The sequence below is a fragment of the Aliarcobacter thereius LMG 24486 genome, assembly GCF_004214815.1.
GTDB classification, from domain to species: domain Bacteria; phylum Campylobacterota; class Campylobacteria; order Campylobacterales; family Arcobacteraceae; genus Aliarcobacter; species Aliarcobacter thereius.
Genome location: NZ_CP035926.1, coordinates 186617 through 212568 on the forward strand (window position 1 = coordinate 186617; position 25952 = coordinate 212568).

Here is a 25952-nt window from a genome sequence, read left to right on the forward strand (position 1 = left end):
AGTATAGATAGTTAGTATTTTATTTTCTTGAGATATCTATATTAAACTCCACAATCATATTTTGGGCAAGATTGTGTAAAGCTATCTTTTCTTTTGTATCTTTTGATAAAGAGCTAATGGCTAAAATATTTTTATGAAACTTTTTTAAGAATTCTAATATCTTTATAGATTTTGGATGAGGATTTTCTAGATTTGCATTTAATGAAATTAATTTTAATGCAAGTTCAGCTTTTCCCATAAACAAAGCATAGTTTAATGCACTAACTCCAAAGTTATCAACTTGGTTTATCAAATTATCACTATTTTTTCTTAAAAACTTTATATATTTTACTTTATCTTGTAAAACAGCTGTATGAATAAGAGTTCTTCCTTGATTATCTAAAATATCAAAAGAGGCATTTAATTCTACAAATAATTTAATAAATTCATCTTTTTGATGAATTATAGAGTAGCTAAGTGCTGTATATCCATCTTTATCTTTTTCATCTATATTTAGACCTATTTTAATAAGGTTTTTAATAGTTTTTATAAGCTTTTCTTGATTTGTACTATTTTTGATAATATCTTGTTTTATTAATCTAAATAAAATATTATCTCCATTTTTATCTTTTTTATTTATATCAAGATTAAATGAGATTAAAATTCTAAATATTGAGAAATTAAAATTAAGTAAAGAGCTAAAAAATAGAGGTTCATTTTTTGAATTTAGTTCATTTACATCAAGCTTATATTTTTTTATCAATTCTTCTAAAAGCTCTTTATATCTTCTATTTTTTGAAATAAGTCCTAGTAAATCTTCATGAATAGTTGTTTTATTTTCAATATGTAAAATTATATTGATTAAAAACTCTAAAAGATTTATATTGTCCCTATTTCTATAATCAATTTTTGCTCCATTTATATTTAAAAGATCAATAGAATCAAGAGTAGAAAAACCACCTAAAACTAGATAAAAAAGAGGAGTAAATCCAAAACTATTTTGTTTATTTAGATTCTGTTTTGGAAGATTAAGAATAGCAAAATCAATAAGTTCTTTGTCACTTGTTTTTGCGATTTCAAATATTATTGATTCAGAATTTTTATTTAAACTCTCTTTATTTATATCTGTTTGAAATAATCTTTTAATCAATTTTCTTTGAGAATCTAGCTTCTTTTTATCTTTTAATTTTAAGAAATATTCACAAGCAAACATTAAAATATTTTTACCAAAACTATTTTTGCTATCTAAAGAGTGCCCTTTTTCTTCAATCTTTTTTATAAGTTTATAAGCAGCTTCACCTTTAGTTACCAAAAAAAATAAGAAGTTTTCACCTGATTTATTATTTAATAGTGGATTCGCACCATAATCAATAAGAAGTGAAGCAATAGGATATTTTTCTAAAGAGTTTTTTAAATGTAAGATTGTATTTGCATCTTTATTTTTATATTCTAAATCAATTTTTTCTAACTTTAAAATCTCTTCAATTAAAACTAAATTCCCAATATGAATAGCATCAAAAAGAACATTGTTTCCTTTTAAATCACTATTTTTTATTAGTTCTGTTTTTTTTAAAAGATATCTTGATACTCTTATATTTGAGTTAAAAACTGATTCTTGAAGAGCAGTTCTTTTATTATTGTTTAGGTGATTAAAGTTTATACCTTTTTTTAATAAAGCATCTAATATTAAATTATCATTTGAGTAAATAGCATAAAATAGTGCTGTTTCATTTAGAGAATTTGTTATTTCTATATCAATTTTATTTTCTAATAACCATAAAACGCTATTTAACAAGTTTCTTCTGCAACATGTAATTAAAGCAGGTTCGTCATCTATATATAAACTATTTAAATCCAATTGTGATTTTTTATAAATTTGATCTAAAGAGTTAAAATCATCACTATCTTTAAGTAATTTATCAATAATCTTATTTTTAAAACTTCTATCTTTTTCTTGGAAAAATCCAAACATAATATAACAAACCTTTAAGCTTTTTTAGGGATTATAATATAAGTTTAATAATAAGTTGTTAATAACTCAAATTAAATAAAATTAGGCTAAAATGAGCCTTATTTTATTTAAGGGAAAGAATTTGAAGAAAATTGAAGCAATAATTAAACCATTTAAATTTGAAGATTTAAAAAAGGCTTTTTTGGAGGCAAATATTAGTGGAGTAACTGTTAGTGAAGTTAAAGGTTTTGGAAGACAAAAAGGACACGGTGAACTATATAGAGGTGAAGAAAAAAGCATAGATCTTCTTGCTAAAATAAAAGTTGAAATTGTTGTTGATGATAAAGATGTTGATGATACAGTTGCAGTGATTGTAAAAGCTGTTAGAACTGGAAAAATTGGAGATGGAAAAATTTTTATAAGTCCTGTTGAAAATGTAATTAGAGTTAGAACTTTAGAAGAAGGAGTAAAAGCTATATGAGTAAAATATTTGAGATAGAAAAACCTCTTGATATGCATTTGCATTTAAGAGATAATGATATGCTAAAACTTGTAGCTCCTTTTACATCAAAAAGTTTTAGTGCTGCTTTAGTGATGCCAAATTTAGTTCCTCCTATTACTACAAAAGATGCACTACTTGCATATAAAGATAGAATAGATGAAGTTTGCAAAGGAGATAACTTTCAAGCACTTATGACACTATTTTTTAAAAATGATTATAGTTTTGAATTTTTAGAAGATATAAAAGATGATATTATAGGAATTAAATTATATCCAGCTGGAATTACAACAAACTCTGAAACAGGAGTTTCTTCAATGGATATCGAAGTTTTAAGACCAACTTTGGAATCTATGAGTAAATTAGGAATTCCTCTTTGTATTCATGGAGAAACAAATGGTTTTGTAATGGATAGAGAAAAAGAGTTTATGCCAATTTATGAGAGTATTGCAAAAGCTTTTCCAAATTTAAAAATAATTATGGAACATATTACTACAAAAGATGCAGTTGAACTTTTGGATAAATATTCAAATCTATATGCAACAGTTACTTTACACCATTTAATAATTACTTTAGATGATCTTGCTGGTGGAATGCTAGATCCTCATCTATTTTGTAAACCAATTGCAAAAAGACCAGAAGATAAAGAGGCTCTTTTAAGTGCTGCTTTGAAAGCTCATCCAAAGCTTATGTTTGGAAGTGATAGTGCTCCACATCCGAAACATAAAAAAGAGTGCTGTGGTTGTGCAGCTGGAGTTTTTACATCTTCAATAGCACTTCAAGTATTGGTTGAATTATTTGAAAAAAATGATGCTTTAGATAAGTTAAATGATTTTGTATCAAATAATGCGCAAAGAATATATGGATTAAAATTAAAAGAGAAAACTATAAGATTAATTAAAAAAGATTTCGTGGTTCCAGCAGTTTATGAGTATAAAGATGAAAAAGTTGTACCTATGTATGCAGGTAAAACAATATCATGGAGTATAAAGGAGTAAATCTTTACTCCTTTAATTAAATAATAGGAATTGCTGGACCTTTTCTTTCACTAAGAAGTCTTTTTATGCTTTCTGCATTCTCTTTTGCTTTTTGCTCTCTCTCTTCTCTCATTAATCTTAATGTTTCAAGAGTTTCTTGTTTCTCTTTGTCTAAGTTAGATTTTAGTTCAATGGCTTTTCTATTGTCTGTTACACCGCAAGATGCTAAAAATTTTTCTTTTTTATTTACATAAACTATGCTTTCATTTGAAACAGCATTTTTATTAAATACAATGATATCACCTTCTTTAAGATTTAAAATCTCTAAAGTACTCATTTCTGTCTCTGCCATAATTGGTTCAATTTTCATTCTAGCACCAGAAATTAGAGTTTTAATATCTTGTTTTCTACTTAGTTTTTGATTCTTACCTTCACTAAAAATTTTATCAACAATTTTATTTAGAAGAGGTTCAATATAAGAAATAGGGTAGCAAATAGATAAAAAACCAGAATCTTCATCAATAGTTATTTCAAAAACAACAAGTAAAACTATATCGTGGTCTGAAACAATTTGAATAGCATTTGCATTTGTATCACTTGATTCAATCTTGAAGTTTAAACTTGAAACATCACTCCAAGTTTTATATAGGATTTTTATAAACATTCTATAAAAGTGCTCTAATATTTTTAACTCAATTTCTGTAAGTTCTCTATCAATACTATCCATTGTATTAACGGCACCACTTCCAAGTAAATCAGCAATTACTTTATGTGAAACAGTAGGGTTACACTCAATAACTATTCTTCCATCAAGTGGTTTCATAGATAGAGTACTTAAAGATGTAACTTGAGGAATTGATAAAATAAATTCTCCATAAGTCATCTGTTCAATAGACATAAGTTTAACATCAACCATTTTCCTAAGCATAGAACTAAGGTCATTTGTAAACTCTCTTAGCATTTTATCATGCATCGTTGTAAGAGCTTTTAATTGATCAAGAGTTACTCTATTTGGTTTTTTGAAATCATAAACTGTATAGTTTTTCTCTTTAGCTGCAAATTTATCAAGAGGATTTGTACCATCAATATCATCACCTTGCTCTGCAATATCCAAAAGAGCATCAATCTCATCCTGACTTAAAAATTCTGCCATTTTTTAACCCCTTAACTCAATATCAACATCAATAGCACCCATTTGTTTAATCATCTTAATAGTATCAATAATTTCACTCATAGGAATTTTCATAACTTTTAGAGATCTTACTAAATCTGATATTGTAGGATCTTTTTTTGTATTTATCATTGCATTGTCTATATCAACAATAGGTTTATCAGCTATTTTTATACCATCGCCAACATCTACACCTCTGTTTATAGCTGGATTATTCCAGTTTGTATCATCTAAAGTAGTTTTATCAATTCTTAGTGTAAAACTATTTCTTGAAATTGTAATTGGTGAAATAGTAATATCTCCACCAGCAATAATAGCCTCTCTATTTACATCAATTATTAATTTCTTTTTAATATTTGTATCAAGTTCAATATTTTCAACCAAAGCAATGAATCTTACTATTGATAAATCATCAGGTTTGATTACATCAATAGTTCTAGTATCAAGAGCTTTTGCAAGATTTTGTCCAAAATGCTCATTTATTTTTCTTTCAATTAAATCTGCATTTTTAGCTGAATTTTGAAGCAAACTTAGTTGAATAGATTTTTCATCTTGTAAATCAAATTCAAGCTCACCTTCAACGGTTGCTCCTTCATAGATAAAACCAGTTGTTTTATTATTTGCATTTGCAACAACACTACCTTGTGCAACAGCATAAACATTACCATCAACACCTTTTAACTGAGTCATTAAAAGTTCTCCATAATCTATTGATTTTGCATCACCAATAGTTGAAAGAGTAACTTTTATTTTATCACCTTGCCTAGCAAATGGTGGTAAATCAGCTGTAACCATAACAGCAGCAATGTTTTTTGAATTAATTGAACCTTGAGGAATTTTAATATACGAGTTTGTAAGAAGATTTTGTAAGCTTTGCATTGTAAATTTTGATTTATCACCTGTTCCAGCTAGTCCAACAATAAGACCATAACCAATTAACTGGTTTTCCCTAATTCCAATAATGTTTGAAATATCTTTAATCTTTTGTGAATATAAAGAGCTAAAAAGTAAAAAAATCAAAGTTAAAATTCTCAAAAAAATCCTTTATAAATTTTGAACATTTATTTTATCAAAAATTTAATAAAAAAAGGTATAATCAGATTTATGAGTTTAAATGATTAGGGAAAAAATTTGAATATTTTTATTTATGGAAAAGACGAATTTAAAAAAGATATTAGAAAAATTCTGAATGATTCAAAAATTGATCAAAGATTAGATGATGTTTCAATAATGCAAATATCTGATTTAGATGATTTAAAAGAGCAAATAGCTTCAAATCCTGATGATGTTTTTTTAATAGACGATGATAAGATTCTTAAAAAATCAAAATTTGCTTTTATAAAACCAAAAGATGCAATAGAAGAAGAATTTTTACTTCAATGTGGAGTTAGTGAATTATCAATTGACTCTTTTTCTGAAATTCCTGATTATATAATTAGAAAGCATAAAAGGCTAAATCAAATAAAAGAAGAAAATATTATTGAATCCGTTAGTGAAGAAAATATTGAAAATATCATTGAAAACGAAGAAACTATTAAAGAAGAGGATTTAGTTTCAAATCCTGATGATATTTTAACGGAAATTGATAATAAAAAAGATATTGAGTTTGATGAAGATTTTGGATTGAATAATATAGATTTAGATTATGATTCAGAATCAAGCATACAAAAAAGTGATGAAGAGTTAAAACTAGAAGAGGATTTAGAAAATTCTAAAGAAATAAATACAAATAATAATGATGATTTAAATAGTTTTATAAGCGATGATTTTGATATAGAAGACTTTAAATTTGACGAAAGTGATTTTGATTTTAAAGCCGAAGATTTTGATATCTCTTTAGTTAATGATTTATTAGAAGACAATAATACAGAAGATATTGAAAATAAAGAAGCTGATGAAAAGACTTTGAACAATAAAGAAGAGATAATATTAAAAGTAGATAATGAGATTTCAGAAGATAGTTTTTTGTATGATGATATTGATGAGTTAAATGATTTTAATTTTGTTAATACAGATAATCAAAAAGATGAAGAAAAAGAGCTTGAAGTCCCTTATTTAGGTGATATAGAAAAGAGTATTGAAGAGAGTTTAGAAGATGAAAGTATTGAAGAGTTTGTAAACTTAAAAGAGGGTATTAAAATTCAAAAGGAAGATGCTAATATGAATGACTTTTTAAATTTAGATGAAATTAATGAAAATGATATGTTAGATGCACTTGGACTTGAAAACAGTAGTTCAAATAGTATAGAAAAGAGTGAAATAGAAGAGAATACAAATAATGAAGAGAAAGATATTTCTAATTCAAATAGTATAGAATTAAATGCTTCAAATATTGAAGATGTTACAGCACTTTTAACTAAACTTCTAAAAAATAAAAATGTTGAACTTTCAATAAAAATAAAAGAGTAGTATGGATTTACTATCAATCTCTCAAGATACAGTAAAAATTATACTATTAGTAGGGTTACCAGCACTTCTTGTAAGTATGGTAATTGGATTAATAATATCAATATTCTCAGCTGTAACACAAGTAAATGATGCCTCTTTGAGCTTTGTTCCAAAGATGATATTTGTTTCAGCTTTTATTCTATTCTCTTTACCTTGGATTGGTGAACAAATAGAGGGCTTTGCAGTTGACTTATGGAATATAATATTGGTTTTTGGGAATTAAATGATAAATAAGCTTTATAATTTAAAAAAAAGTCAAACTGAACAAAAACTTATAGAGAAAGCTACTTTAGAACAAGAAATATACGAGATTGATGAAAAGATATATTCATTAACAAAAGAGATAAATACATCAACAGTTCAGCAACTAGGGTCAATTTCAGATTTTATGATATTAGCTATGCATAAAGATGGATTGAGATTTGAAGTTAATAAGCTATTAAAAAGAAAAGATGATTTATTAAAGCAAGTTGAGGTTCTTTTTTTAGAGATTATTGATTTGCAAAAAGAGAGTGAACAGTATAAATATATTTTAGAAGAAGAAAAAGAAGAGTTAAGAAAAGCTAAACTACATGATGAGATGATTTTAAATGAAGAATTTATACAAAGTAAATATATTAGGAGTTAATTTTGTTTTTTAGATTTTTAATTTTTATAGTTTTAATAATCTCTTTAAATGCAGATGAAACAAGTAGTGCTTTAACAAAACAAAAAATGGAAGTATTGCAATTAAAAGAAGATTTAACTCAATTTTATAATAAAAAAGAGAAAGAGAATGAAGAGTTTTTAAAATCAATAAAAGAGATTGAAGTAAAAGTAGAAGAAGATAAGAAAAATATTGAAAATCTTATAGCAAAGAATGAAGAACTCATAAAAGAGATAAGAAATGAGATTACATTAAAAACAACAAAAATATATGAACAAATGAAACCAAAAATAGCTGCTCAAATATTTGATCAAATGATTCTTGAAGGTAAAGTTGAAGAAGTTTTCGATATAATAATCAGATTAAAAGAGTCGAATGTTTCTAATATTATGAAGACTTTAAATATAGAAAGTGCATCAATTTTGACTTTTATGCTTGAAAATTTCAAAAAAGAAGAGAAAAGGGACTAGAATATGGCAGATGAAAATATTGAATTATCTAAAAAGAGTTCAGATGGGAAAGGACTTATTTTATTATTAATAACTTTTGTTATTTTACTTATTGTAGCAGTTGCTGTTGCTACATTTTTTCTATTTAGCAATATGGGAACAAGTAAAGCAAGTGTAGAAAATGAAACAAAAGTTGAAAATATTACACAATCTTCTGGTTCAGAAGCAAAATTTAAAGCAGAAGTAAATGATTTAGTTTTAAACTTGACTGATACAAGAGGTAGAGAAAAGATTTTAAAACTATCTTTTTCTATTAGAAGTTCAGAGGCAACAATTGAAGAGATTGTAACAAATCACTTAGCTGAAATTACAGATATTGTTATTACACAAGTTAGCTCAAGAAGTTCAGAAGAGCTATTAACTGTTGGTGGTAAAAACATACTAAAAGACGAATTAATTAGTGAATTAAATGGTATTATGAATTATGCTAGAAAAACTGGTGGGAATATTGTAAATAACATATTCTTTACAGCATTTGTAATAAAGTAAAAAATGATAATAGCTATTAAAAGAAAGAGAAAAACTAAATTATTAATTAAAAAGATAATATTTTTTGCTCTTTTTTTTGCAATAATTTTTATTGGATATAGCTCTTATGAGAAATTTAATTTAAAGCAAGAGCAAATAAGAGTAGAAGCAGAATTAGAGATTGAAAGAAATTTAGAAAAAAAGCAACTAGAGAAAGAGCAATTAGAAATACATACAATTATATTAGCAGAAACTCAAAGAGTTGTTGAATTAATAGATCAAAAAAATGTTGAAGATATTAGAATATTTAAAAATAAAGTAGTATATATTTTAAAACCAAATACAAATATTAGTGCTATTGAGATTAGATATGGTGCACATGCTTTAGTTAAGAGAAGTTTTAAAGAGATAGTTGTTGTTGTAGATTTAGAAAATATATTAAAAGGAAAATTAGAATGAAAAGATATCTTCTAGCTTGTATACCTTTTATTTTTGTATCTTGTAGTTCAATGGATAGACCAGAAATAGAATTTACTAAACCAGAGCATCAAGTAGTAAGAGATGAACCAAAAGTAAAAAGAAATAAAGGTTCTTTATATTCTGTTCAAGGTTCATCTTTATTTGCAGATAAAAAAGATTTACAAATTGGTGATATTATTCAAATAAGAATTAGTGAAGGTTTGCAACAAAAAACAGATAATAAAAGAGAACTCACAAGTAATAGACAAAATGAGTTTGGAGGTGGAATGTTTACATCTGTTGGTGGTAATACTTTAGGTGGAACTATGGGAAGTGCAACAGATAGAATAAATGCAAATCTTGGTGTAAATTTTGGAACAAATTCTAGTGATAGCGATAAAGGAAAAGTAAAAACTGAAGTAAAAGAGAATTTTGATACAGATATTTCTGCAATAATAGAAGAAGTTTATCAAAATGGGAATTATTTTATAAAAGGTACAAAAGAAGTTTTACTTGATGGACAAAAACAAGAGATTATAATTACAGGAATAATTAGACCATATGATATAAGTCCAGAAAATTCTATTAATTCAGCACAGATAGCAAATTTAAAGCTTCTATATAAGAAAGATGGGGATGAAGCTGATATTTTACAAGCTCCTTGGGGAACAAGATTTCTTAGATCAATATGGCCATTTTAAACTAATTTTAAGAAATGTGATGCAATAATACTGAAATTTTAAGGAAAAAATATGTTTTCAACTCTACATACATCTCAAACTGGATTGAATGCTTCAAGATATGCTATAGATAATGTAAGTAATAATCAAGCAAATAAAAATACTATTGGATATAAAAAAAGAGTAGCAGATTTAAGTGAAGTTAGATTAAATGGTGTACATATCACAGGGCAAGGTGTTGGTTTTGATGGAATAAGTAGAGTTACATCACAACATATGTATGATAAATTTATGCAAGAGAGTACAAAATCAAATTATTATAATAAATTATCAAATATGCTTGGTGGTGTTGAAAAAATATTTATTGAAACAGATACAAGTGGTTTTTCAATAAATCTAAATAGATATTTCCAATCTGTTGAAAATTTAAGAACGAATCCACACTCAGAAGTTTATAGAAATGCAATGCAAACTGAAGGTAAAGTTATTGTAGATGATTTACAAAAACTTTATAGCAGTGTTGAAAAACAAGCAGCAATAGAAAAGAATGAATTAAAAACAGATCTAAAAGAGGTAAACTCTATTTTAAAAGAGATAGCTGATATAAATACAAAGATAGAGAAATATACACCAGCTACAAATGATCTTTTAGATAAAAGAGATCTTCTTGAGTTAGAGTTATCAAAATATGTTGATGTTGATATAAATAGAGTTCCAGGCTTCTATCAAATTAAAATTGGTGGACAAGTAGCATTAAGTAATAATATCTTTGAAAAAGAGATAGAAATGCAAGATATTCATACAAAGCAAGTTGATAAATTTAATAATATTAAGCAAAACCTAGATGGCTCTTCAACTGTATATGATTCATTAAAATATAATGATAATTTTACAGCTAAAGCTCCTTATGGACCAGATGATATTGTAACTTATACTCTTAATAGTGAGTTTTCAGTTAGTGTAAGAGTTGGAGAAACAATTATGGGAAATTGGGATGGAGATCCAAATGGTGTCCCAACTGCACAAGTTGTTACAAATGATAATATTACAAGAGCATTGATGTTAAAGATTAATTCAAATGAAGAGATGAGTAAATTAGTAACTGCATATAATGGTGAATATGTAATTGATGAGAATGGAAAAAGTGTTCCAATGTATCCAAATAATGATAATTATTTAAGAATAGAGTCAAATTTAGCAGGTATTAATAATGACTTTACTGGAAGAATTAGTGTTGAGAGAAAAACTGGTTCAGATATAAATGGAAGAGAATCAATATATAGAAATGAAACAACAAGTAAAAATCCAATAAGTGATACAGTTTTAAAAATATATGAAGATGAATTAAGTTTAACAAGTGGAAGTATGAGAGCGCAAGTAGAAAATCTTGCAAGTAGTAATCCAAATAATAAGTTTCAAAAATATCTTGATCAGTTAGATAGTTTTGCACAAACATTATCAGACACTTATTCTGCTTATATAAGAGTTGGTGCTGATGATTACATTTATGGAAAAGAGGCATCAGATGCTTATAATAATCCACCATTCCCACAAAACGGTGGAGATGTTGTAAACTTAAATCTATTTAGTGGAAGTAGTGTTAAGAATTTAAAATTTAATAAAAATGCTGTAAATGATTTAAATCAGCAGAACTTAGATTATCTTGCAAATTTACAATGGAAGGATAACTTATCATTTAAAGGACAAGCACAAAATCCAAATGATAAGAATGCAACATCTTTTATGGAGTTTTATAGAAGTTTAAAAGTTGGAGTATCAATTGATAAAGAAGAATCAGGATATTCATATGAAGTGCAAAATGCGATTTCAGTTAATTTAGGAATGTCTTATAATGAAGTTGTAAAGGTAAATCCTGATGATGAAATGATTGATTTAATGAAATTTAAAGCAGCTTTTACAGCAAACTCACAAGTTATAACAGCAGTTGATCAGATGATTCAAACACTTTTAGGTATGAAAAGATAAATTTTAAATAAGGAGTAAGATATGGCAGAAGGTATTTTAGGATTAGGTCAAGGACAAGCAGCTGGACTAAATAATGATATGATTGAAAAATTAAAAGCTGTTGACAGAAAAGCAACTGTTGAACCAATTGAAAAAAAACTAGAAAATTTTGAACCAGAAAGAGAAGCTATTTCAAATATATCAACTAAAGTTGATGATTTTTTAAATGCTTTAAAAATCTTCTCTTTAAACCAAACAACAGGAGCAAGTGCTTTCCATCAAAAGAATGCAAATGTATATGGTGAAGGTGTTATATTTGATGCTGAAGATGTAAATTCATTGAAAAATGGTTCTATGAATGTTAAAGTTGAGCAACTTGCTCAAAAAGATGTTTGGCAAAGTGGATTATTTGATGGAACAACTACTACAAAAAATAGTTTAGTTGATCAAGGTGATTTAACTATAAATGGAACAACAATAAATACAGATGGTAAAACATATAGTGATTTAGTAAAAGAGATAAACAAAATTTCTGGTGTTGATGCTAGTTTAGTTGAAAATTCAGCTGGAGGATTTAGAATATCAATTAAAAGTAGTGAAACAGGAGAAGCAAATAAAATAAATATGAGTGGAGCTGCTGCTAATAGCCCATTTAAAGCAGATTCAACTGATGAAGAAACTTTAAAGATATACAATGTACTAAAAGCACAAGATATGGAACTTAGAGCAGATGGAGTTAATTATTCATCTAGTTCAAATACTATTACAATTGATGGACTTAAAATAACAGCTACAAAAGAAGGCGGAAATTCAACTATTGAGATTTCAAATTATAATACTGATTTACCAAAGCAGATGCAAGAGTTTGCAAATAAATATAATGAGTTTAAATCAGCGATAGAAAATGAACTATATAGTAGTGAATCAAGTGTTTATGATAAAAGTTCATTAAGAAATATGCTTGAGACTGTAAAGCAAGAACTATTTGGTAGTGGAAATAGTAATAGTTCACTGTTTAGCTTTGGATTTTCACTTGATTCAAAAAGTGGAGATCTTTTATTTAATCAAAAAGAGTTTGAAAAAGCAACTAAAGATGGAACAGAAGAGTTAGAAAAGCTTTTCACAGGAGTTCCAGAACAAAAAGGTGTAGCAACAAGATTGGATGAAGCTATTACTATTAACGGTGTAAAAAAAGGTTTGATTGATTATGAATTAAATATGATGAGTAGAGAAGAGACACTTAAGAAAGATAAAGAAACAGCTGAAACAGCTTTAGATACTAAATATAGTCTAATGGCACAACAATTTGCTGCTTATGGGGTAATTATAAATCAAATGGAAGCATCATTTTCTGGTTTAAAAATGTTAATAATGCAGTCTCAAGCTTCAAAATAGAAGATGTATAATCATCTTCTATTTAAGCAAAGATATAATATACTCAAAAAAAATCTTATTTGGAGTTGAAAACTTATGGGGATTGAATTATATAATCAACAAAATGCGATATCAGATGATCCATATGCTTTGGTTCTTAAGCTTTATGAAGGAATTATAAAATATTTATCTTTTGTAAAGAATGCAATAAATGAAGGTGATGTAGAGAATAAATTTATCTATATCAACAAATCAATAGCAATTTTTGATGAACTTAGAAATGTATTAGATTTTGATGGTGGAGAAGTTGCATTTTATCTTGATGGCTTATACTTATATCAAATAGAGACTCTATTTAGTGCAGGAGTTGATGATAATTTAAATAAAATCAATCAAGTTGTAAAAGTTGTACAAGGATTAATAGAGGCATGGAAAGAAGAGACTGGTCTTTAAAACTTCTAAAAGAGTTAAGATATATTGACTCTTTAGATTCTTATGAAAAAGCTGATTCATTGGTTTTATGGTATGAAGAGCATTTTACAAATAATAAAATAGAAGATTTGGATTTAGAAGAGTCTGAACTTCTAATATTTGAAGAGCTCTTTTTTATAAATCTTAATTTTCTAAAAGAGCAAAAAGAGATAGCAAGAATTGATTTACAAAATTTAAAAAAAGTTAAAAATTTTTTAAAAAACTAAATCTTCTTTTTTGATACTATTTTTATAAATATAAGCTCTTATGTTTTTTGGGATTTTTTTAACTCTGCAAAACTCTTTAAAATCTTTATCTAGAGTAATATCTTCTTTTGGAGCTATAAATATATAATTTTCATTTATAGCTACATTTATTTTATGTGATAATGTAATCTCTTTTTGTTTTAATATTTCATCTCTTTGTTTTTGACTTATTAAAAAACCTCTTTTTTTTAAAGAAATATCAATAATTTTAAGATTTAAATTATCATCATTTAAATTTTCAAATATCTCTAAATCATTAAATATCTTTATAGGAGATAATTTTAAATTCAAAGAATTCATATCTTTTTTTAAAAATTCAAAACTATTTTTTACTCCATCAGAAAAATTATTTATAAATTGATCTGAAAACCTATTTCTAAAGTAGTTTCTTCTATATTTTTCATCACTATTTGAACTATCTATAAAATATTTAATTTTATTCTTTCTCAAATAGTTTTCAAGTTCATTTCTTGAAATATTTAAAAGAGGTCTAAATATAGAGTATTTTTCTCTTTTATCAAACTCTTGCATTCCTAAAAGTTCAAACAGTCCAGCACCTTTACTAAATTGCATTAAAAACCATTCAAAAAGGTCATTTAATTGATGAGCTGTTATTAAAATATCATAAGAGTTCTCTTCTATAATCTTTTCAAAAAAATCATATCTACTATCTCTTGCATTTTTCTCAAAATTAGAATTTGAGTCAAATTTTATATCTTTTATATATATCTTTTTATTATATTTTTCTGCTAACTCTTTTGCATATTTTATCTCTTCTTTTGATTGATCTCTTAGATTATAATTAACAATAGCAATATCAAAAGGAGTATTTGAGTTTAAAAGAAGGAAGAATAAAGCAGAAGAATCAACTCCAGCTGAAAAAGCTAGAAGATTCTTTTTATTGTTTAATTTACTAAAATCTACAATCATACTTTTCTAATAATTTTTGCTAAGAGTTTATCTCCTGCAATTTGAGTGGCTTCAACTTCATATATTTCACCATATTTTATCTCTAAATTATCTTCATTATCATTTATATATATTTCACCATCAATTTCAGGAGCCCAAAGAGTTTTTCTAGCACTTAAAAGATATTCGTGTTCATCACTCTCTCCATCAATATAAACTTCAAAAGTTTTCCCAATATCATTTTCTAATGATTTTAAAGTTGTTTCATATATTATCTCTCCTAAAATAGAAGCTCTTTCATCTATAAGTTCTTGATCTATTTTATCTTCTCTAGTTTCTGCATTCGTTCCCTCTTCATCAGAGTATGAAAAAACATTTGCTCTATCAAAACCAAAACTTTCTACATACTTACAAAGTTCTTCAAAATCATTTTCATTTTCCCCTGGATGCCCAGCTATAAAAGTTGTTCTTACAAACGAGTTTGGTTTTGATTTCATATAATCTACAAGCTCTCTTAATTTTTCGCTTCCTTTTCCTCTTTTCATAATTTTTAACATAGATTGAGAAATATGTTGAAGTGGCATATCAAAATAGTTTACAAATACTTTAGAATCAGCAATTTTATCAATCAAAGATAGAGTTGTAGTGCTTGGATATAGATATAAAATTCTAGCTGTTTTTACACCTTCAATTTTTTCAACTTCAGATATAAGTTGTTCTAAACCATCATTTATTCCTAAATCTCTTAAAAATGATGATGAATCTTGAGAGACAAATGAAAAGTCTTTAAATCCTTTTGAGACTAAATTTTTAACCTCTTTTACCAATGATTGTAGAGTTCTTGAATGAAGCTTTCCTTTAAAAGATGGAATTGCACAAAAAGAACATGCTTGATTACAGCCTTCGCTTAACTTTACATAAGCATGATAGTTTGAACCTGTAATAACTCTATCATTATCATCATTTGCAAGAAAAACTTCATTTGAAAATTTAGATCTTTTTTCATTTACAAGTTTATCAATTTTGTCATAATCACCAACACCTGTAAAAATATCAATCTCTTTTAGCTCTTTTTGTAAATCATCTTTATATCTTTCACTTAAGCATCCAGCCATAACTAAAACAGACTCTTTTTTTCTATCATTATGAAGATTTAAAGTTGTATTTATACTCTCTTCTTTTGCACTATCAATAAAACCACAAGTATTTACTATTATCAAATCAGCTTGTGTTTGATCATCTGTTAATTCATAATCTCTTAATTTTCCTAACATAACTTCACTATCAACTAAGTTTTTTGTACAGCCAAGGCTTACTAAATGAAGCTTTTTTTTAGGTTTTTCTTCAGTAAATTTCATCTATATATCCATAATTTATTTTTAAAAAGTTTGAGATTTTATCATATAAGAGCATTTATACATATTAATAAGCAAATAAGTAGTAATATAAATCTGAAATTTTATATAAGGATTAAAATGTATAAAAGAATATTATTTATACTAACATTTATTTCAACTCTATTCTTTACAGCTTGTACAAAATCAAATGCTTTGGAAGAAGCAAGTTTTAAAGCTCTTGAATTTAATAGTAAAGAGATTTTGAATAGTCCTAAAGTTGCAAATATTAGCTTTGGAAAAGATTTAAAAGTCTATGGAAATTTAGGTTGCAATAATTTTTTTGGAACTTATTTAATAGAAAAATCAAATCTTGTAATTGGTGAAGTTGGAAGCACTATGATGATGTGTAAAGATATGGAAACAGAAAGAGAGTTTTTAAATGTTTTAGAAAGTGTTAAAACTTATACAATAAAAGAGAATAATCTAATATTTTTTGATAAAGATAACAAAATTATAGCTAAGTTTGTAAAAGAGTAAAAATACTCTTTTACATCCAAATATTATCAAGAAGTCTTATTTTACCAAATCTTACAACAACTAAAATAATAGTGTTTTTTGGCTCTATTTCTTTTATTTCATTGAAATTATTATCTACAACTTTTACATATTCTACATCAAGATTTTCAAGAACTTCATAAATTTTATTAATCACAATTAAAGAATTTCTTTCTCCTTTTGCAATAAGGTTTCCAGCCATGTAAATTGATTTTGATATTTTTAGAGCTTCTATTTTTTGATTAGCATCTAAATATACATTTCTTGAACTAAGAGCTAAACCACTATTTTCTCTAATAATAGGACAAGGAACTATATTTATATTTAAAAATAGATTTTTTACCATTTGTTGAATCAAAGTTAGTTGCTGAGCATCTTTTTTACCAAAATATGCATTTGTAGGGCTAGTTAGATTGAAAAGTTTTAAAACAACTTGTAAAACACCATCAAAATGTCCAGGTCTTGTAAAGCCTTCAAGCACATAAGAATTTTGTGGAGCTTTAATCAAAACTTCACTCTTTTCATACATTGTAGAAACTTCAGGCATAAAAAGAAAGTCTACTTTGCACATTTGACATATTTTTGCATCTGCTTCAGCTTTTCTTGGATATGAACTTAAATCTTCATTTGGCAAAAATTGAGTTGGATTTACAAATATTGAAACAATTACAAAATCATTATTTGCTCTTGCTTCTTTTATTAAACTAATATGACCATCATGCAAAGCACCCATTGTTGGAACAAAACCAATAGTTCCATTTAACTCTTTTCTAATCTCTTTTAACTCTTCAATAGTTTTTACTATTTTCAACTCAATATTCCTTCTTTATTAAATTTAATTTTCATTATAGTTTGGATTTAGTTTAAGTAAAACTAAATCAGCAATAATATTTCCTACAAGAGTAAGAAATGCCCCAATTATAAGTATTCCCATAATTACAGGATAATCATGGCTCAATGCACTTTGGTAAAATAAAAGCCCCATTCCATCTATTGAGAAAATAGTTTCTAATATTACACTTCCACCAATAATCCCAGGTAAACTCAAACCCAAAAGTGTGATAATTGGTGGATATAAATTTGGTAGAATATAGTTTTTTAAAACTATTTTACTACTTAATCCTCTAGCTTTTACGAAAAATATATAATCACTTTTTAAAATTTCTATTGTTAATGCTCTAACATATAAAGTTAAACTTCCAATTCCTGCAAAAACAATTATAAAAATTGGCAGAATCAAATGCCAAATAAAGTCTAAATAGTAAGATAAGCTTCCATCATTTGGAACACTATGAAGACCAGCTATTGGAAGAATTTCAAAATATATAGAAAAAATTAGAACTAAAATTAATGCTAAATAAAATGATGGCATTGAAAAACTAAGTAGTGATAATTGTTTTACAAATTTATCAAAAAAACTATTTTGATTAAGAGCTGCTTTTATACCTAAATATAAACTTATTACAAAAATAAAAAACATTGAAACAGTATTTAAAATAAGTGTAACACTAATTCTAGATAAAATCTCATTTTTTACAGCTATTCCACTTGAAAAAGAGATACCAAAATCAAGATTAATAATAGAGAAAAGCCATGAAAAGTATTGTATATGAAGTGCTTTATCAAGACCATAAATCTCTTTTAAATTATCTATTGCTTCAGGAGTAATATTTGGATTTAACTCTCCACTTGCAAAAAAAGAGTTTGGTGCTAAATTGATAGCTATAAATGAAATTAAGCTAATTATAAAAAGCATAACAATAAGGTATAATAATTTCTTAAAAAACAGTTTCATAGCGAAGATTATACAAAAGATAGGATTAAATGATAGGTATAGATATAGTAAATATTGATAGAGTAAAAAAATTAAAAGATAAGTTTGAAGATAAGTTTTATGATAGATTTTTAAGTAGTTCAGAAAAACTTTTAATACAAAGAGTTGAAACAGCAGCTGGATTTTGGGCAGCAAAAGAAGCAGCTAGTAAAGCAATAGGTACAGGTATTGGAGAAGTTTGTAATTTTAATGATATAAAAATAAATAAAGATAAAAATAATGCTCCAAAAATCAAGTATAGTAAAGCTTTAAGAAAAAAATTCAATATTAAAAAATCATATCTTAGTATTACACATGATGGTGGATTTGCTATTGCTGTTGTTGTAAATATTTTTAAATAATAAAGGAAAATTTATGATGAATTGTGATGATAAACTAGGAGTTTGTTCTATAAATAGTGATAAAAATTCAAATATAAAATTTGAATTAGATAAAAAAGATACACTATATTATATCGGTGATCCTATGTGTTCTTGGTGTTATGGAATGAGTGATATATTAAAAAATATAGAAAAATATTGCAAAACAAATGATATAAAATTTCAAATTCTGGTAGCTGGATTAAGAGCTGGTGGTGGTGATGTTTGGAATGATAATTTTAAATCTTTTTTAAAGAATGAGTGGAGTAAAATATCAGAACTTACTAAAAAAGAGTTCTCTTTTTCTATATTGGATTTAGATTTTTTTAATTATGATACAAGACCAGCTTGTAAAGCTGTATATATAGTAAAATTACTTATAAAAGATAATAGTACAAAAATTCTTGAGTTTTTTTCAGCAATTCAAAATAAATTTTATGCAAAATCAGAAGATCCTAAAGAGTTGAAGTTTTATGAAGAAATTTGTAAAGAAAATGAAATTGATTTTGATGAATTTACAAATTTATTTAATGATAAGAAAATAGAAGATGATTTAGAAAAAGAGTTTTTATTTTCAAGGACTTTTTCATCTTCAATGCCAAGTTTAGTTTTTATTAAGGAAGAGAAGAAAACTAATATCTCTATTGGATATAGTAAATATGAAGATGTAGTTTCTAAATTGGAAAAAATATTATAAGATAGGTCTAAATTACCTATCTTATTTGATTAACCTAAAAACTTTAAAATAGTTTGAATAATAGAAGCATTAATTAAATCTACAAAAAATGCTCCACAAAGAGGAACTATTAAAAATGCTTTTGAAGAAGAACCATAAGTATTTGTAATTGCTTGCATATTTGCAACTGCTGTTGGAGTAGCTCCAAGTCCAAAACCACAATGACCAGCTGCTAAAACACTTGCATCGTAGTTTTTACCCATAACTCTAAAAGTAATAAAGTAAGCATATAAAACCATAGCAAGAACTTGAGTTAATAAAATAATAGTTAAAGAACCTGCTAAATCTGATAATTGCCAAAGCTTTAAAGATAGTAAAGCCATAGCTAAATATAAAGATAAAGCAGCATTTCCAAATACATCAATAGCTCTATCAAAAATCTCAATCTTTAATAAATTTTCCAAAATATTTCTTAATAAAACTCCACCACCTAAAGCCCAAACAAATGTAGGAAGTTCAAAAGAAGAGCCTTTTGTAATATTTGTCATAAAATCAGCAAATGCTAAACAAGCTGCAAAAAGACCTAAAGTTGTAATAGCACTATTTGTAGTAATTAATCTTACTGCTCTTGGATATTCAAAAGGAACAAACTCATCAATAGTTTTTTTATCATCATTCTCTTTATCATTTTCAAAATCTTTTTCTTCTGCTAATTTATGCTTATTAATTAAGAATTTTGCAAGAGGACCACCAATAACTCCTCCCATTACAAGACCAAAAGTTGCAGCAGCCATACCTAAAGTTGTTGCACCTTCTATTGCATATTTTGTTTCAAGAATTTCACCCCAAGCACCAGCTGTTCCATGACCACCTGTTAAAGTTATAGAACCTGCTATTAAACCAATAAGAGGGTCTATTCCTAAAAGTGTAGCAAGAGATATTCCAATAAAATCTTGAATTAAAATGAAAAAAGCAATAACAAATAAGAAAATAACAAGGCTAGAACCACCCTCTTTTAATTTGTAAAAGTTTGCACTTAGACCAATTGAAGCAAAAAATATCAACATAAAACTAGTTTGTAAATCACTATTTGTTGTTATACTATAACCCCAAAAATTATAAACAATAGTTGTTATAAATGCTGCTACAAGTCCTCCAGCTACTGGTTCAGGTATATTGTACCTTCTTAAAAAACTTATTCTATTTACTAAAAATTTCCCTAGTAATAGAACTATAACGGCTGCTATTAAAGTATAATATGCATTAAATGTAAAATTCATACGATGTTCACCTTCCTAATTTTAAATTTTAATTTATTTTATAGTTTTTTTCTTAAATATCTTTCTAAAATAATTTTTGCAGCGATAGAATCTATTCTTCCATCCCTTATATGCTTTACTTCACCTTTCATAAGCTCTTTTGCTTCTATTGAACTTAAGTTTTCTTCTTGAAATTCAAAAGGAATTTTTAAATTAAGAAGATTAGTAAAGTGTTTTATCCTATTTTGCGTATCAATATTTGAACTAGGAAGCCCAATTATTAATTTTTCAATTTCCCATTCTTCTAAAAAAGAGTTAACATCTTTAGCAGCTTGATTTCTATTTTTTCTTATAATAGCTGGAAGAGGAGTCACTACATCATTCATTAAACATATAGAAACTCCAACTCTTTTTAAACCAATATCTAAAGAAGCTATTTTCAAGATAAAAGTTCACTTGCAACATCAAATTTATTATTTGAAGTCATTAGATGAATTTTTGGATGAATTTTATTTATCTCTTTAAAAAGATTTTGACTTAATTGCATTCCTACTTTATACTCTTCTTCTTCACTTATAGTATGTGCTTTTTCTAGTTCATCAATCCACAATTGAGGAACATGAATTCCTGGAACTTGTGCAGATAAGAAAAGAGCAGTTCTAAGCTTCGTAATAGGAAAAAGTCCAAGAATTAGTTGAGATTTTCTTTTTTCCCCTTCAACATTTTCTTTTGCATTTTCAAAAGATTCTAAAAGTTTTTTAACATTTTCAATATTAAAAACAGGTTGAGTAATAACGCCAACAGCACCATTTTGAATCTTTTGATGCATCTTTTTTTCCAATGAGCCAAAATTTTTCGCGTAAGAGTTTACAACAGAAAAAGGAAAAATTTGCTTAGGTTCAATTTTAAATGGTCTTCCTGATACATCCATTCCATAATTAAAAGATTTAATCATTTTTAGAAGCATTAGTGAATTTGCTTCAAAAACACCTTTGCTATTTGGTTGATCACTCATATGAGCAGGATCTCCTGTAAGAGCTAAAATAGCTCTAATATCAAAATCATTTGCCCCTAATATATCTGATTGTAAAGCAATCCTATTTCTATCTCGCATAGTCATTGTTGCAATTACTGGTTTTTTAAACTCAGATTGAAGCTTTAGAGCTGCAAAAAGTGAACTATATTTTAATTTTGCCAAAGGGTTATCTGTGCAAGTAAAACCATCAACTTTTGAATCAATTTTAAATTTCTTAATTTTTTCAATAATATTGTGCATAGATGGTTCGTGTTGAGGTGTTGTTTCAAGAGTTAAAAATTTATCTTCTTGAAGTTTTTGAATAAGTATTTCAAACATAAAAAATATTCCTTTTTGAACTATTTAGTTAAATTTAGTTATTATTATACCTTTTATATTTAAAATTTTAGGATATTTATGAAATTAGCAGTATTTGATTTTGACTCAACACTTATGGATGGAGAGACAATAGATATTTTAGCAGAAGAGTTTGGACTAGGGGATAAAGTTAAACAAATAACTGAAGAAGCTATGAGTGGAAGACTTGATTTTTTTGAATCATTAATTCAAAGAGTTGCTTTATTAAAAGGGATGGAACACAAAAAAGTTGTTGATATTTGTGCAAATTTACCTTTAATGAATGGAGCTTATGAGGTAGTTAGTGAACTAAAAAATATGAACTATAAAGTGGTTTGCTTTAGTGGTGGCTTTAGAGTTGGTACATCTCCTGCTAAAGATAAATTAGGACTTGATGCTGATTTCTCAAATATTCTACATGAAAAAGATGGAGTTTTAACAGGGCTTGTTGGTGGAGATATGATGTTTTCACACTCAAAAGGAGATATGATAAGAAGATTACAAAAACTTTTAAATGTTACAAAAAGTAATACTTTAGTTTGTGGAGATGGGGCAAATGATTTATCAATGTTCTATGAAGCTGATACAAGAGTTGCATTTTGTGCAAAAGAAGTTTTAAAAAAAGAAGCTAATATCATAATAGATACAAAAGACTTAAGAAAAATTTTAGAACATATAAAGGCTTAATTATGAAACAATTTGAGGATATAAACTATTCAATTTGGTGTGATTTTATTGAAAGAGATTTTTTAGAAAATAGATTTCAAGAGATAATAAATGATGAAATAATTAAAGGTGCTACTTCAAATCCAGCTATTTTTGAATCATCAATTACATCTTCAGGAGCATATGAACAACAACTTTTAATACTTCAAGCAAATGATAATAAAGCTATTTACGAAGAACTAGCATTTACAGATATTAAAAGAGCAGCAGAAATTTTAGAACCACTTTACTCAAATAATAGTGATAATGGATTTATATCTATTGAAGTTGATCCACTTTTATGTGATGATGCAGAAGCAACAATTTCTGAGGGATTAAGAATCTCAAAATATCTAAATGCAGATAATGTAATGATTAAAATTCCAGCAACACAAGCTGGTTATATAGCTATGAAAGAACTTACAAGTAAAGGAATACATGTAAATGCAACACTTATTTTTTCAGTTGAACAAGCAATTGAGTGTGCAAAAGCTTTAGATGAAGGTATAAAAGCATCAAATAAAAATATAAAAGCTGTTGTTTCTGTATTTGTATCAAGATTTGATAGAGCTATTGATAGTGATTTAATCTTAAAAGGTTTAACTCCTTCAAAATTAGGGATAATAAATGCTACAAAATGTTATCACGAGATTGAGAAATTTGGAAATAAAAATATAAGAACTCTTTTTGCAAGTACAGGTGTAAAAGGAAATGGATTAAGTCCAACTTATTATATAGATAATTTAATTTATCCAAATAGTATAAATACAGCTCCTCTTTCAACTATTGAAGAGTGGATAAAAGATGGTAAGAAAGAAGCCTGTGAGATTTTAAGTGAAGCAAAATGTGATGAATATTTTGAAGAGCTATCAAAAGAGGGATTTAATGTAGATGAAATATCTAAAAAACTTCTAGAAGATGGTTTAGAATCTTTCAAAGTTTCATTTAAAGAGCTTTTAGAAAAAGTAAAAAATTAATTCAAAGTTAAGATATATTGGATAAAATTTTTCCAATAATAATATAAAATAAGGGTAGAAAAATGAAAAACTGGAATCCTCATTCATGGAGAAATTTTCCAATAAAGCAACAACCGACTTATAATGATTTAAATATTTTAAAAGCTGTTGAAAAAGAGATTGCATCTTATCCACCTTTAATTTTTGCAGGAGAAGCACTAAACCTTAAAAAACAACTTGCAAATGTTGTAAACAAAGAAGCATTTTTACTTCAAGGTGGAGATTGTGCTGAGTCATTTAATGTATTTAATGCTACAAATATTAAAGATTTATTTAAAGTTATGATGCAAATGGCAGTTGTTCTTACATTTTCAGGTGGTTGTCCTGTTGTAAAAGTTGGTCGTGTTGCTGGGCAATTTGCTAAACCAAGAAGTTCAGATTTTGAAGAGATAAATGGAATAAGTTTCCCTTCTTATAGAGGAGATATTATAAATGATATTGATTTTACAAAAGAAGCAAGAGAACCAAATGCTAAAAAACTTTTAAAAGCATATAATCAAAGTGCTGCTACAATGAACCTTTTAAGAGCTTTTGCAAGAGGTGGAATGGCTGATTTAAATCAAGTACATATTTGGAATTTAGATTTTGTTAAAGATAATACTTTAGGAACAAAATATGAGGAGATTGCAGATAAAATTAGTGAGAGTTTAGCATTTATGAAAGCATGTGGGATAACAAGTGAAAATACTCCACAACTAAATCAAACTACACTTTTTACATCTCATGAAGCACTTTTGCTAAATTATGAAGAAGCACTTACAAGAAGAGATTCAATCACAGGAGATTGGTTTAACTGTTCTGCACATATGCTATGGATTGGAGATAGAACAAGAGATTTAGATGGTGCACACTTAGAGTATTTTAGAGGAATTAAAAATCCTATTGGTTGTAAAGTTGGACCATCTATGAAAGAAGATGAATTATTAAGATTAATTGATGCACTAAATCCAGAAAATGAAGCTGGAAGATTAAACTTAATTGTAAGAATGGGAAATGAAAAAATTGCAGAGCATTTTCCAAAACTTCTTGCAAGAGTTGAAAAAGAGGGCAAAAAAGTATTATGGTCAAGTGATCCAATGCACGGAAATACTATAAAAGCTGAAAATGGATATAAAACAAGGGATTTTGAATCTATTTTAGGAGAAGTTAAACAGTTTTTCCAAATACATAAAGCTCAAGGATCTTATGCTGGTGGAATTCATCTTGAAATGACTGGACAAAATGTAACTGAATGTACAGGAAGTAGATCTTCAGCTATTACTCAAAGTGATTTAGCAAGTAGATATCATACTCAATGTGATCCAAGACTAAATGCTGATCAAGCATTAGAACTATCATTTATGATAGCAGAAACTTTAAAAGAAGCTAGAAAATAAGTAAATATAAGAAGATTTATATAAAAATCTTCTTATACTCATCTTCATCCCAAGCAACGATAAGTTTATCTTCAAACTCAATAACAGGTCTTTTGAAAAGCATGGGTTCTTTGCAAAGCCATTCATATTTTCCATTTTCATCAAGATTCAACTCTTTTAAGTTTAGAGTTTTATATTTTGTACCTTTGTTATTAAAAAGTAAATTTATATCAGCTTTTTTTGTCCACTCTTTTACTTTTGAAGCATCAGGTGTCTCTTTTTTAAAGTCAAAGAAATCAACTTCTATATTGTTATCTTTAAAAAACTTTAGAGCATTTCTTACACTTCCACAAGTTTTAATACCGTAAACTTTTATCATTTCTTACTCAATAATCTTTGGAACTACAAAGTGATTATCTTCACTTTTTGGAGCATTTCTTAAGATACTATCAGATATCTCTTTACTTGAAATAGAGATATCATCTCTTAATAAAGTTCCACCAGAAATAGGATTTACATATGCTTCAACTTTTGAAACATCAACTTCATTTAAATTATTTATAAACTCAAGCATTTGAGAAATATCTTTTTTTATTTTATCTTTGTTTTCATCTTCTATTTTTAAACTTGATAATTTTTCAAGTTTTGCTATTAAGTTATCATCTACAACTATATTTGACATACAATTCCTTTATTTTTAAAAATTTATTCT

The 25952-nt window shown here is 26.6% G+C and carries 31 protein-coding genes; 19 read left to right on the plus strand and 12 right to left on the minus strand.

All coding sequences use genetic code 11. The features are described from left to right. Window positions 1-19 precede the first annotated feature (19 nt). Window positions 20-1951, minus strand: a complete 1932-nt coding sequence (locus ATH_RS01025; RefSeq protein WP_066182519.1) for an ankyrin repeat domain-containing protein — start codon at window positions 1949-1951, stop codon at window positions 20-22. 121 nt (window positions 1952-2072) lie between these two features. Here ATH_RS01025 and ATH_RS01030 point away from each other — a divergent pair, with 121 nt between their 5' ends. Both ATH_RS01030 and pyrC read left to right on the plus strand, forming a co-directional pair. Beyond that, the gene (locus ATH_RS01030; protein ID WP_066182522.1) at window positions 2073-2411 is read left to right on the plus strand and encodes a P-II family nitrogen regulator; all 339 of its coding nucleotides are present in this window, start codon (window positions 2073-2075) and stop codon (window positions 2409-2411) included. After that, window positions 2408-3427 carry a dihydroorotase gene (gene pyrC / locus ATH_RS01035; protein ID WP_066182525.1) on the plus strand — a complete coding sequence of 340 codons (1020 nt, stop codon included), beginning with the start codon at window positions 2408-2410 and terminating at the stop codon, window positions 3425-3427. Before ATH_RS01030 ends, pyrC begins: the two co-directional genes overlap by 4 nt. 16 nt (window positions 3428-3443) lie before the next feature. On the opposite strand, the gene fliM is transcribed toward pyrC, so the two are convergent. Together fliM and ATH_RS01045 are read right to left on the minus strand one after the other, a co-directional pair. Further along, window positions 3444-4559, minus strand: a complete 1116-nt coding sequence (gene fliM / locus ATH_RS01040; RefSeq protein ID WP_066182528.1) for a flagellar motor switch protein FliM — start codon at window positions 4557-4559, stop codon at window positions 3444-3446. 3 nt (window positions 4560-4562) lie between these two features. Then, window positions 4563-5612 carry a flagellar basal body P-ring protein FlgI gene (locus tag ATH_RS01045; protein WP_066182531.1) on the minus strand — a complete coding sequence of 350 codons (1050 nt, stop codon included), beginning with the start codon at window positions 5610-5612 and terminating at the stop codon, window positions 4563-4565. A 96-nt stretch (window positions 5613-5708) separates the two neighbouring features. Between ATH_RS01045 and ATH_RS01050 the strand changes: the two genes are divergently transcribed. The 11 genes from ATH_RS01050 (at window position 5709) to ATH_RS01100 (ending at window position 13824) form a co-directional block, all read left to right on the plus strand. Then, on the plus strand, window positions 5709-6986 hold the full coding sequence (locus tag ATH_RS01050; RefSeq protein WP_066182533.1) for a hypothetical protein: 1278 nt from the start codon (window positions 5709-5711) through the stop codon (window positions 6984-6986). 1 nt (window position 6987) lies between these two features. After that, window positions 6988-7248, plus strand: a complete 261-nt coding sequence (locus ATH_RS01055; protein WP_066182535.1) for a flagellar biosynthetic protein FliQ — start codon at window positions 6988-6990, stop codon at window positions 7246-7248. Continuing rightward, window positions 7249-7653: a hypothetical protein gene (locus ATH_RS01060; protein WP_066182537.1), complete on the plus strand. Its 405-nt coding sequence runs from the start codon at window positions 7249-7251 to the stop codon at window positions 7651-7653. Window positions 7654-7655: 2 nt separating this feature from the next. Then, the gene (locus tag ATH_RS01065) at window positions 7656-8141 is read left to right on the plus strand and encodes a MotE family protein (RefSeq protein ID WP_066182539.1); all 486 of its coding nucleotides are present in this window, start codon (window positions 7656-7658) and stop codon (window positions 8139-8141) included. 3 nt (window positions 8142-8144) lie between these two features. Then, window positions 8145-8669 carry a flagellar basal body-associated FliL family protein gene (locus tag ATH_RS01070; protein ID WP_066182542.1) on the plus strand — a complete coding sequence of 175 codons (525 nt, stop codon included), beginning with the start codon at window positions 8145-8147 and terminating at the stop codon, window positions 8667-8669. Window positions 8670-8672: 3 nt separating this feature from the next. Further along, entirely contained in the window at window positions 8673-9107 is a 435-nt protein-coding gene (locus ATH_RS01075; protein WP_066182547.1) for a hypothetical protein, read from the plus strand. Beyond that, on the plus strand, window positions 9104-9808 hold the full coding sequence (locus ATH_RS01080; protein ID WP_066182550.1) for a flagellar basal body L-ring protein FlgH: 705 nt from the start codon (window positions 9104-9106) through the stop codon (window positions 9806-9808). Before ATH_RS01075 ends, ATH_RS01080 begins: the two co-directional genes overlap by 4 nt. A 51-nt stretch (window positions 9809-9859) precedes the next feature. Then, entirely contained in the window at window positions 9860-11773 is a 1914-nt protein-coding gene (locus ATH_RS01085; RefSeq protein ID WP_066389993.1) for a FlgK family flagellar hook-associated protein, read from the plus strand. 21 nt (window positions 11774-11794) lie between these two features. Beyond that, on the plus strand, window positions 11795-13147 hold the full coding sequence (gene fliD, locus ATH_RS01090) for a flagellar filament capping protein FliD (RefSeq protein ID WP_066389992.1): 1353 nt from the start codon (window positions 11795-11797) through the stop codon (window positions 13145-13147). A gap of 75 nt (window positions 13148-13222) precedes the next feature. Further along, window positions 13223-13579, plus strand: coding sequence for a flagellar export chaperone FliS (gene fliS / locus ATH_RS01095; RefSeq protein WP_066389991.1), 357 nt, complete (start codon window positions 13223-13225; stop codon window positions 13577-13579). Further along, the gene (locus tag ATH_RS01100) at window positions 13555-13824 is read left to right on the plus strand and encodes a hypothetical protein (RefSeq protein ID WP_066170252.1); all 270 of its coding nucleotides are present in this window, start codon (window positions 13555-13557) and stop codon (window positions 13822-13824) included. The genes fliS and ATH_RS01100 overlap by 25 nt, the downstream gene beginning before the upstream one ends. On the opposite strand, the gene tilS is transcribed toward ATH_RS01100, so the two are convergent. Both tilS and rimO read right to left on the minus strand, forming a co-directional pair. After that, window positions 13813-14793, minus strand: a complete 981-nt coding sequence (tilS, locus tag ATH_RS01105) for a tRNA lysidine(34) synthetase TilS (RefSeq protein WP_066389990.1) — start codon at window positions 14791-14793, stop codon at window positions 13813-13815. The two genes, ATH_RS01100 and tilS, sit on opposite strands and share 12 nt — an antisense overlap. Then, on the minus strand, window positions 14790-16130 hold the full coding sequence (rimO, locus tag ATH_RS01110) for a 30S ribosomal protein S12 methylthiotransferase RimO (protein WP_066170247.1): 1341 nt from the start codon (window positions 16128-16130) through the stop codon (window positions 14790-14792). The genes tilS and rimO overlap by 4 nt, the downstream gene beginning before the upstream one ends. A gap of 117 nt (window positions 16131-16247) precedes the next feature. Between rimO and ATH_RS01115 the strand changes: the two genes are divergently transcribed. Continuing rightward, the gene (locus ATH_RS01115; RefSeq protein WP_066182569.1) at window positions 16248-16646 is read left to right on the plus strand and encodes an META domain-containing protein; all 399 of its coding nucleotides are present in this window, start codon (window positions 16248-16250) and stop codon (window positions 16644-16646) included. Window positions 16647-16656: 10 nt separating this feature from the next. Here ATH_RS01115 and panC read toward each other — a convergent pair whose 3' ends face one another. Both panC and ATH_RS01125 read right to left on the minus strand, forming a co-directional pair. After that, window positions 16657-17475, minus strand: coding sequence for a pantoate--beta-alanine ligase (gene panC, locus ATH_RS01120; protein WP_066185267.1), 819 nt, complete (start codon window positions 17473-17475; stop codon window positions 16657-16659). Window positions 17476-17499: 24 nt separating this feature from the next. Continuing rightward, entirely contained in the window at window positions 17500-18459 is a 960-nt protein-coding gene (locus tag ATH_RS01125; RefSeq protein ID WP_066389988.1) for an ABC transporter permease, read from the minus strand. A 29-nt stretch (window positions 18460-18488) separates the two neighbouring features. Here ATH_RS01125 and acpS point away from each other — a divergent pair, with 29 nt between their 5' ends. Both acpS and ATH_RS01135 read left to right on the plus strand, forming a co-directional pair. Further along, on the plus strand, window positions 18489-18839 hold the full coding sequence (gene acpS, locus ATH_RS01130) for a holo-ACP synthase (protein WP_066389985.1): 351 nt from the start codon (window positions 18489-18491) through the stop codon (window positions 18837-18839). Window positions 18840-18852: 13 nt separating this feature from the next. Next, window positions 18853-19554 (plus strand): DsbA family protein, encoded by a 702-nt coding sequence (locus tag ATH_RS01135; protein WP_083190916.1) that lies wholly within the window; start codon window positions 18853-18855, stop codon window positions 19552-19554. A 29-nt stretch (window positions 19555-19583) separates the two neighbouring features. On the opposite strand, the gene gltS is transcribed toward ATH_RS01135, so the two are convergent. Genes gltS through ATH_RS01150 form a run of 3 tightly spaced genes read right to left on the minus strand, consistent with a single transcriptional unit; the run spans window position 19584 to window position 22146 of the window. Next, window positions 19584-20813, minus strand: a complete 1230-nt coding sequence (gene gltS, locus ATH_RS01140) for a sodium/glutamate symporter (protein WP_066182581.1) — start codon at window positions 20811-20813, stop codon at window positions 19584-19586. Between the two features lie 38 nt (window positions 20814-20851). Next, on the minus strand, window positions 20852-21235 hold the full coding sequence (ruvX, locus tag ATH_RS01145) for a Holliday junction resolvase RuvX (RefSeq protein ID WP_066182584.1): 384 nt from the start codon (window positions 21233-21235) through the stop codon (window positions 20852-20854). Further along, a complete protein-coding gene (locus ATH_RS01150) occupies window positions 21232-22146 on the minus strand; it encodes a methylenetetrahydrofolate reductase (protein WP_066182587.1) in 915 nt (304 codons plus the stop codon). Before ATH_RS01150 ends, ruvX begins: the two co-directional genes overlap by 4 nt. Window positions 22147-22224: 78 nt before the next feature. On the opposite strand from ATH_RS01150, the gene serB reads away from it, so the two are divergent. The 3 genes from serB (at window position 22225) to ATH_RS01165 (ending at window position 25261) form a co-directional block, all read left to right on the plus strand. Beyond that, the gene (serB, locus tag ATH_RS01155) at window positions 22225-22851 is read left to right on the plus strand and encodes a phosphoserine phosphatase SerB (protein WP_066182589.1); all 627 of its coding nucleotides are present in this window, start codon (window positions 22225-22227) and stop codon (window positions 22849-22851) included. A gap of 2 nt (window positions 22852-22853) precedes the next feature. After that, window positions 22854-23846, plus strand: coding sequence for a transaldolase (locus ATH_RS01160; protein ID WP_066182592.1), 993 nt, complete (start codon window positions 22854-22856; stop codon window positions 23844-23846). Between the two features lie 62 nt (window positions 23847-23908). After that, complete coding sequence (locus tag ATH_RS01165; protein ID WP_066182595.1) at window positions 23909-25261, plus strand: class II 3-deoxy-7-phosphoheptulonate synthase; 1353 nt, start codon at window positions 23909-23911, stop codon at window positions 25259-25261. Between the two features lie 16 nt (window positions 25262-25277). Here ATH_RS01165 and ATH_RS01170 read toward each other — a convergent pair whose 3' ends face one another. After that, window positions 25278-25619: an arsenate reductase family protein gene (locus ATH_RS01170; protein ID WP_066182598.1), complete on the minus strand. Its 342-nt coding sequence runs from the start codon at window positions 25617-25619 to the stop codon at window positions 25278-25280. A 3-nt stretch (window positions 25620-25622) separates the two neighbouring features. Beyond that, window positions 25623-25913 carry an Asp-tRNA(Asn)/Glu-tRNA(Gln) amidotransferase subunit GatC gene (gene gatC, locus ATH_RS01175; RefSeq protein ID WP_066183274.1) on the minus strand — a complete coding sequence of 97 codons (291 nt, stop codon included), beginning with the start codon at window positions 25911-25913 and terminating at the stop codon, window positions 25623-25625. Window positions 25914-25952: the final 39 nt, after the last annotated feature.

Excerpts from the sequence above, each read along its gene's own strand:
- ATH_RS01160 (WP_066182592.1), top strand. The coding sequence starts at position 22,854 with ATGAAACAATTTGAGGATATAAACTATTCAATTTGGTGTGATTTTATT.
- rimO (WP_066170247.1), bottom strand. The coding sequence starts at position 16,130 with ATGAAATTTACTGAAGAAAAACCTAAAAAAAAGCTTCATTTAGTAAGC.
- ATH_RS01100 (WP_066170252.1), top strand. The coding sequence starts at position 13,555 with ATGGAAAGAAGAGACTGGTCTTTAAAACTTCTAAAAGAGTTAAGATAT.
- fliM (WP_066182528.1), bottom strand. The coding sequence starts at position 4,559 with ATGGCAGAATTTTTAAGTCAGGATGAGATTGATGCTCTTTTGGATATT.
- ATH_RS01055 (WP_066182535.1), top strand. The coding sequence starts at position 6,988 with ATGGATTTACTATCAATCTCTCAAGATACAGTAAAAATTATACTATTA.
- ATH_RS01075 (WP_066182547.1), top strand. The coding sequence starts at position 8,673 with ATGATAATAGCTATTAAAAGAAAGAGAAAAACTAAATTATTAATTAAA.
- fliS (WP_066389991.1), top strand. The coding sequence starts at position 13,223 with ATGGGGATTGAATTATATAATCAACAAAATGCGATATCAGATGATCCA.
- ATH_RS01125 (WP_066389988.1), bottom strand. The coding sequence starts at position 18,459 with ATGAAACTGTTTTTTAAGAAATTATTATACCTTATTGTTATGCTTTTT.
- ATH_RS01070 (WP_066182542.1), top strand. The coding sequence starts at position 8,145 with ATGGCAGATGAAAATATTGAATTATCTAAAAAGAGTTCAGATGGGAAA.
- ATH_RS01150 (WP_066182587.1), bottom strand. The coding sequence starts at position 22,146 with ATGTTTGAAATACTTATTCAAAAACTTCAAGAAGATAAATTTTTAACT.
- serB (WP_066182589.1), top strand. The coding sequence starts at position 22,225 with ATGAAATTAGCAGTATTTGATTTTGACTCAACACTTATGGATGGAGAG.
- ATH_RS01060 (WP_066182537.1), top strand. The coding sequence starts at position 7,249 with ATGATAAATAAGCTTTATAATTTAAAAAAAAGTCAAACTGAACAAAAA.
- pyrC (WP_066182525.1), top strand. The coding sequence starts at position 2,408 with ATGAGTAAAATATTTGAGATAGAAAAACCTCTTGATATGCATTTGCAT.
- ATH_RS01025 (WP_066182519.1), bottom strand. The coding sequence starts at position 1,951 with ATGTTTGGATTTTTCCAAGAAAAAGATAGAAGTTTTAAAAATAAGATT.
- ATH_RS01135 (WP_083190916.1), top strand. The coding sequence starts at position 18,853 with ATGATGAATTGTGATGATAAACTAGGAGTTTGTTCTATAAATAGTGAT.
- tilS (WP_066389990.1), bottom strand. The coding sequence starts at position 14,793 with ATGATTGTAGATTTTAGTAAATTAAACAATAAAAAGAATCTTCTAGCT.
- ATH_RS01085 (WP_066389993.1), top strand. The coding sequence starts at position 9,860 with ATGTTTTCAACTCTACATACATCTCAAACTGGATTGAATGCTTCAAGA.
- ATH_RS01080 (WP_066182550.1), top strand. The coding sequence starts at position 9,104 with ATGAAAAGATATCTTCTAGCTTGTATACCTTTTATTTTTGTATCTTGT.
- ATH_RS01165 (WP_066182595.1), top strand. The coding sequence starts at position 23,909 with ATGAAAAACTGGAATCCTCATTCATGGAGAAATTTTCCAATAAAGCAA.
- fliD (WP_066389992.1), top strand. The coding sequence starts at position 11,795 with ATGGCAGAAGGTATTTTAGGATTAGGTCAAGGACAAGCAGCTGGACTA.
- gltS (WP_066182581.1), bottom strand. The coding sequence starts at position 20,813 with ATGAATTTTACATTTAATGCATATTATACTTTAATAGCAGCCGTTATA.
- ATH_RS01170 (WP_066182598.1), bottom strand. The coding sequence starts at position 25,619 with ATGATAAAAGTTTACGGTATTAAAACTTGTGGAAGTGTAAGAAATGCT.
- ATH_RS01115 (WP_066182569.1), top strand. The coding sequence starts at position 16,248 with ATGTATAAAAGAATATTATTTATACTAACATTTATTTCAACTCTATTC.
- acpS (WP_066389985.1), top strand. The coding sequence starts at position 18,489 with ATGATAGGTATAGATATAGTAAATATTGATAGAGTAAAAAAATTAAAA.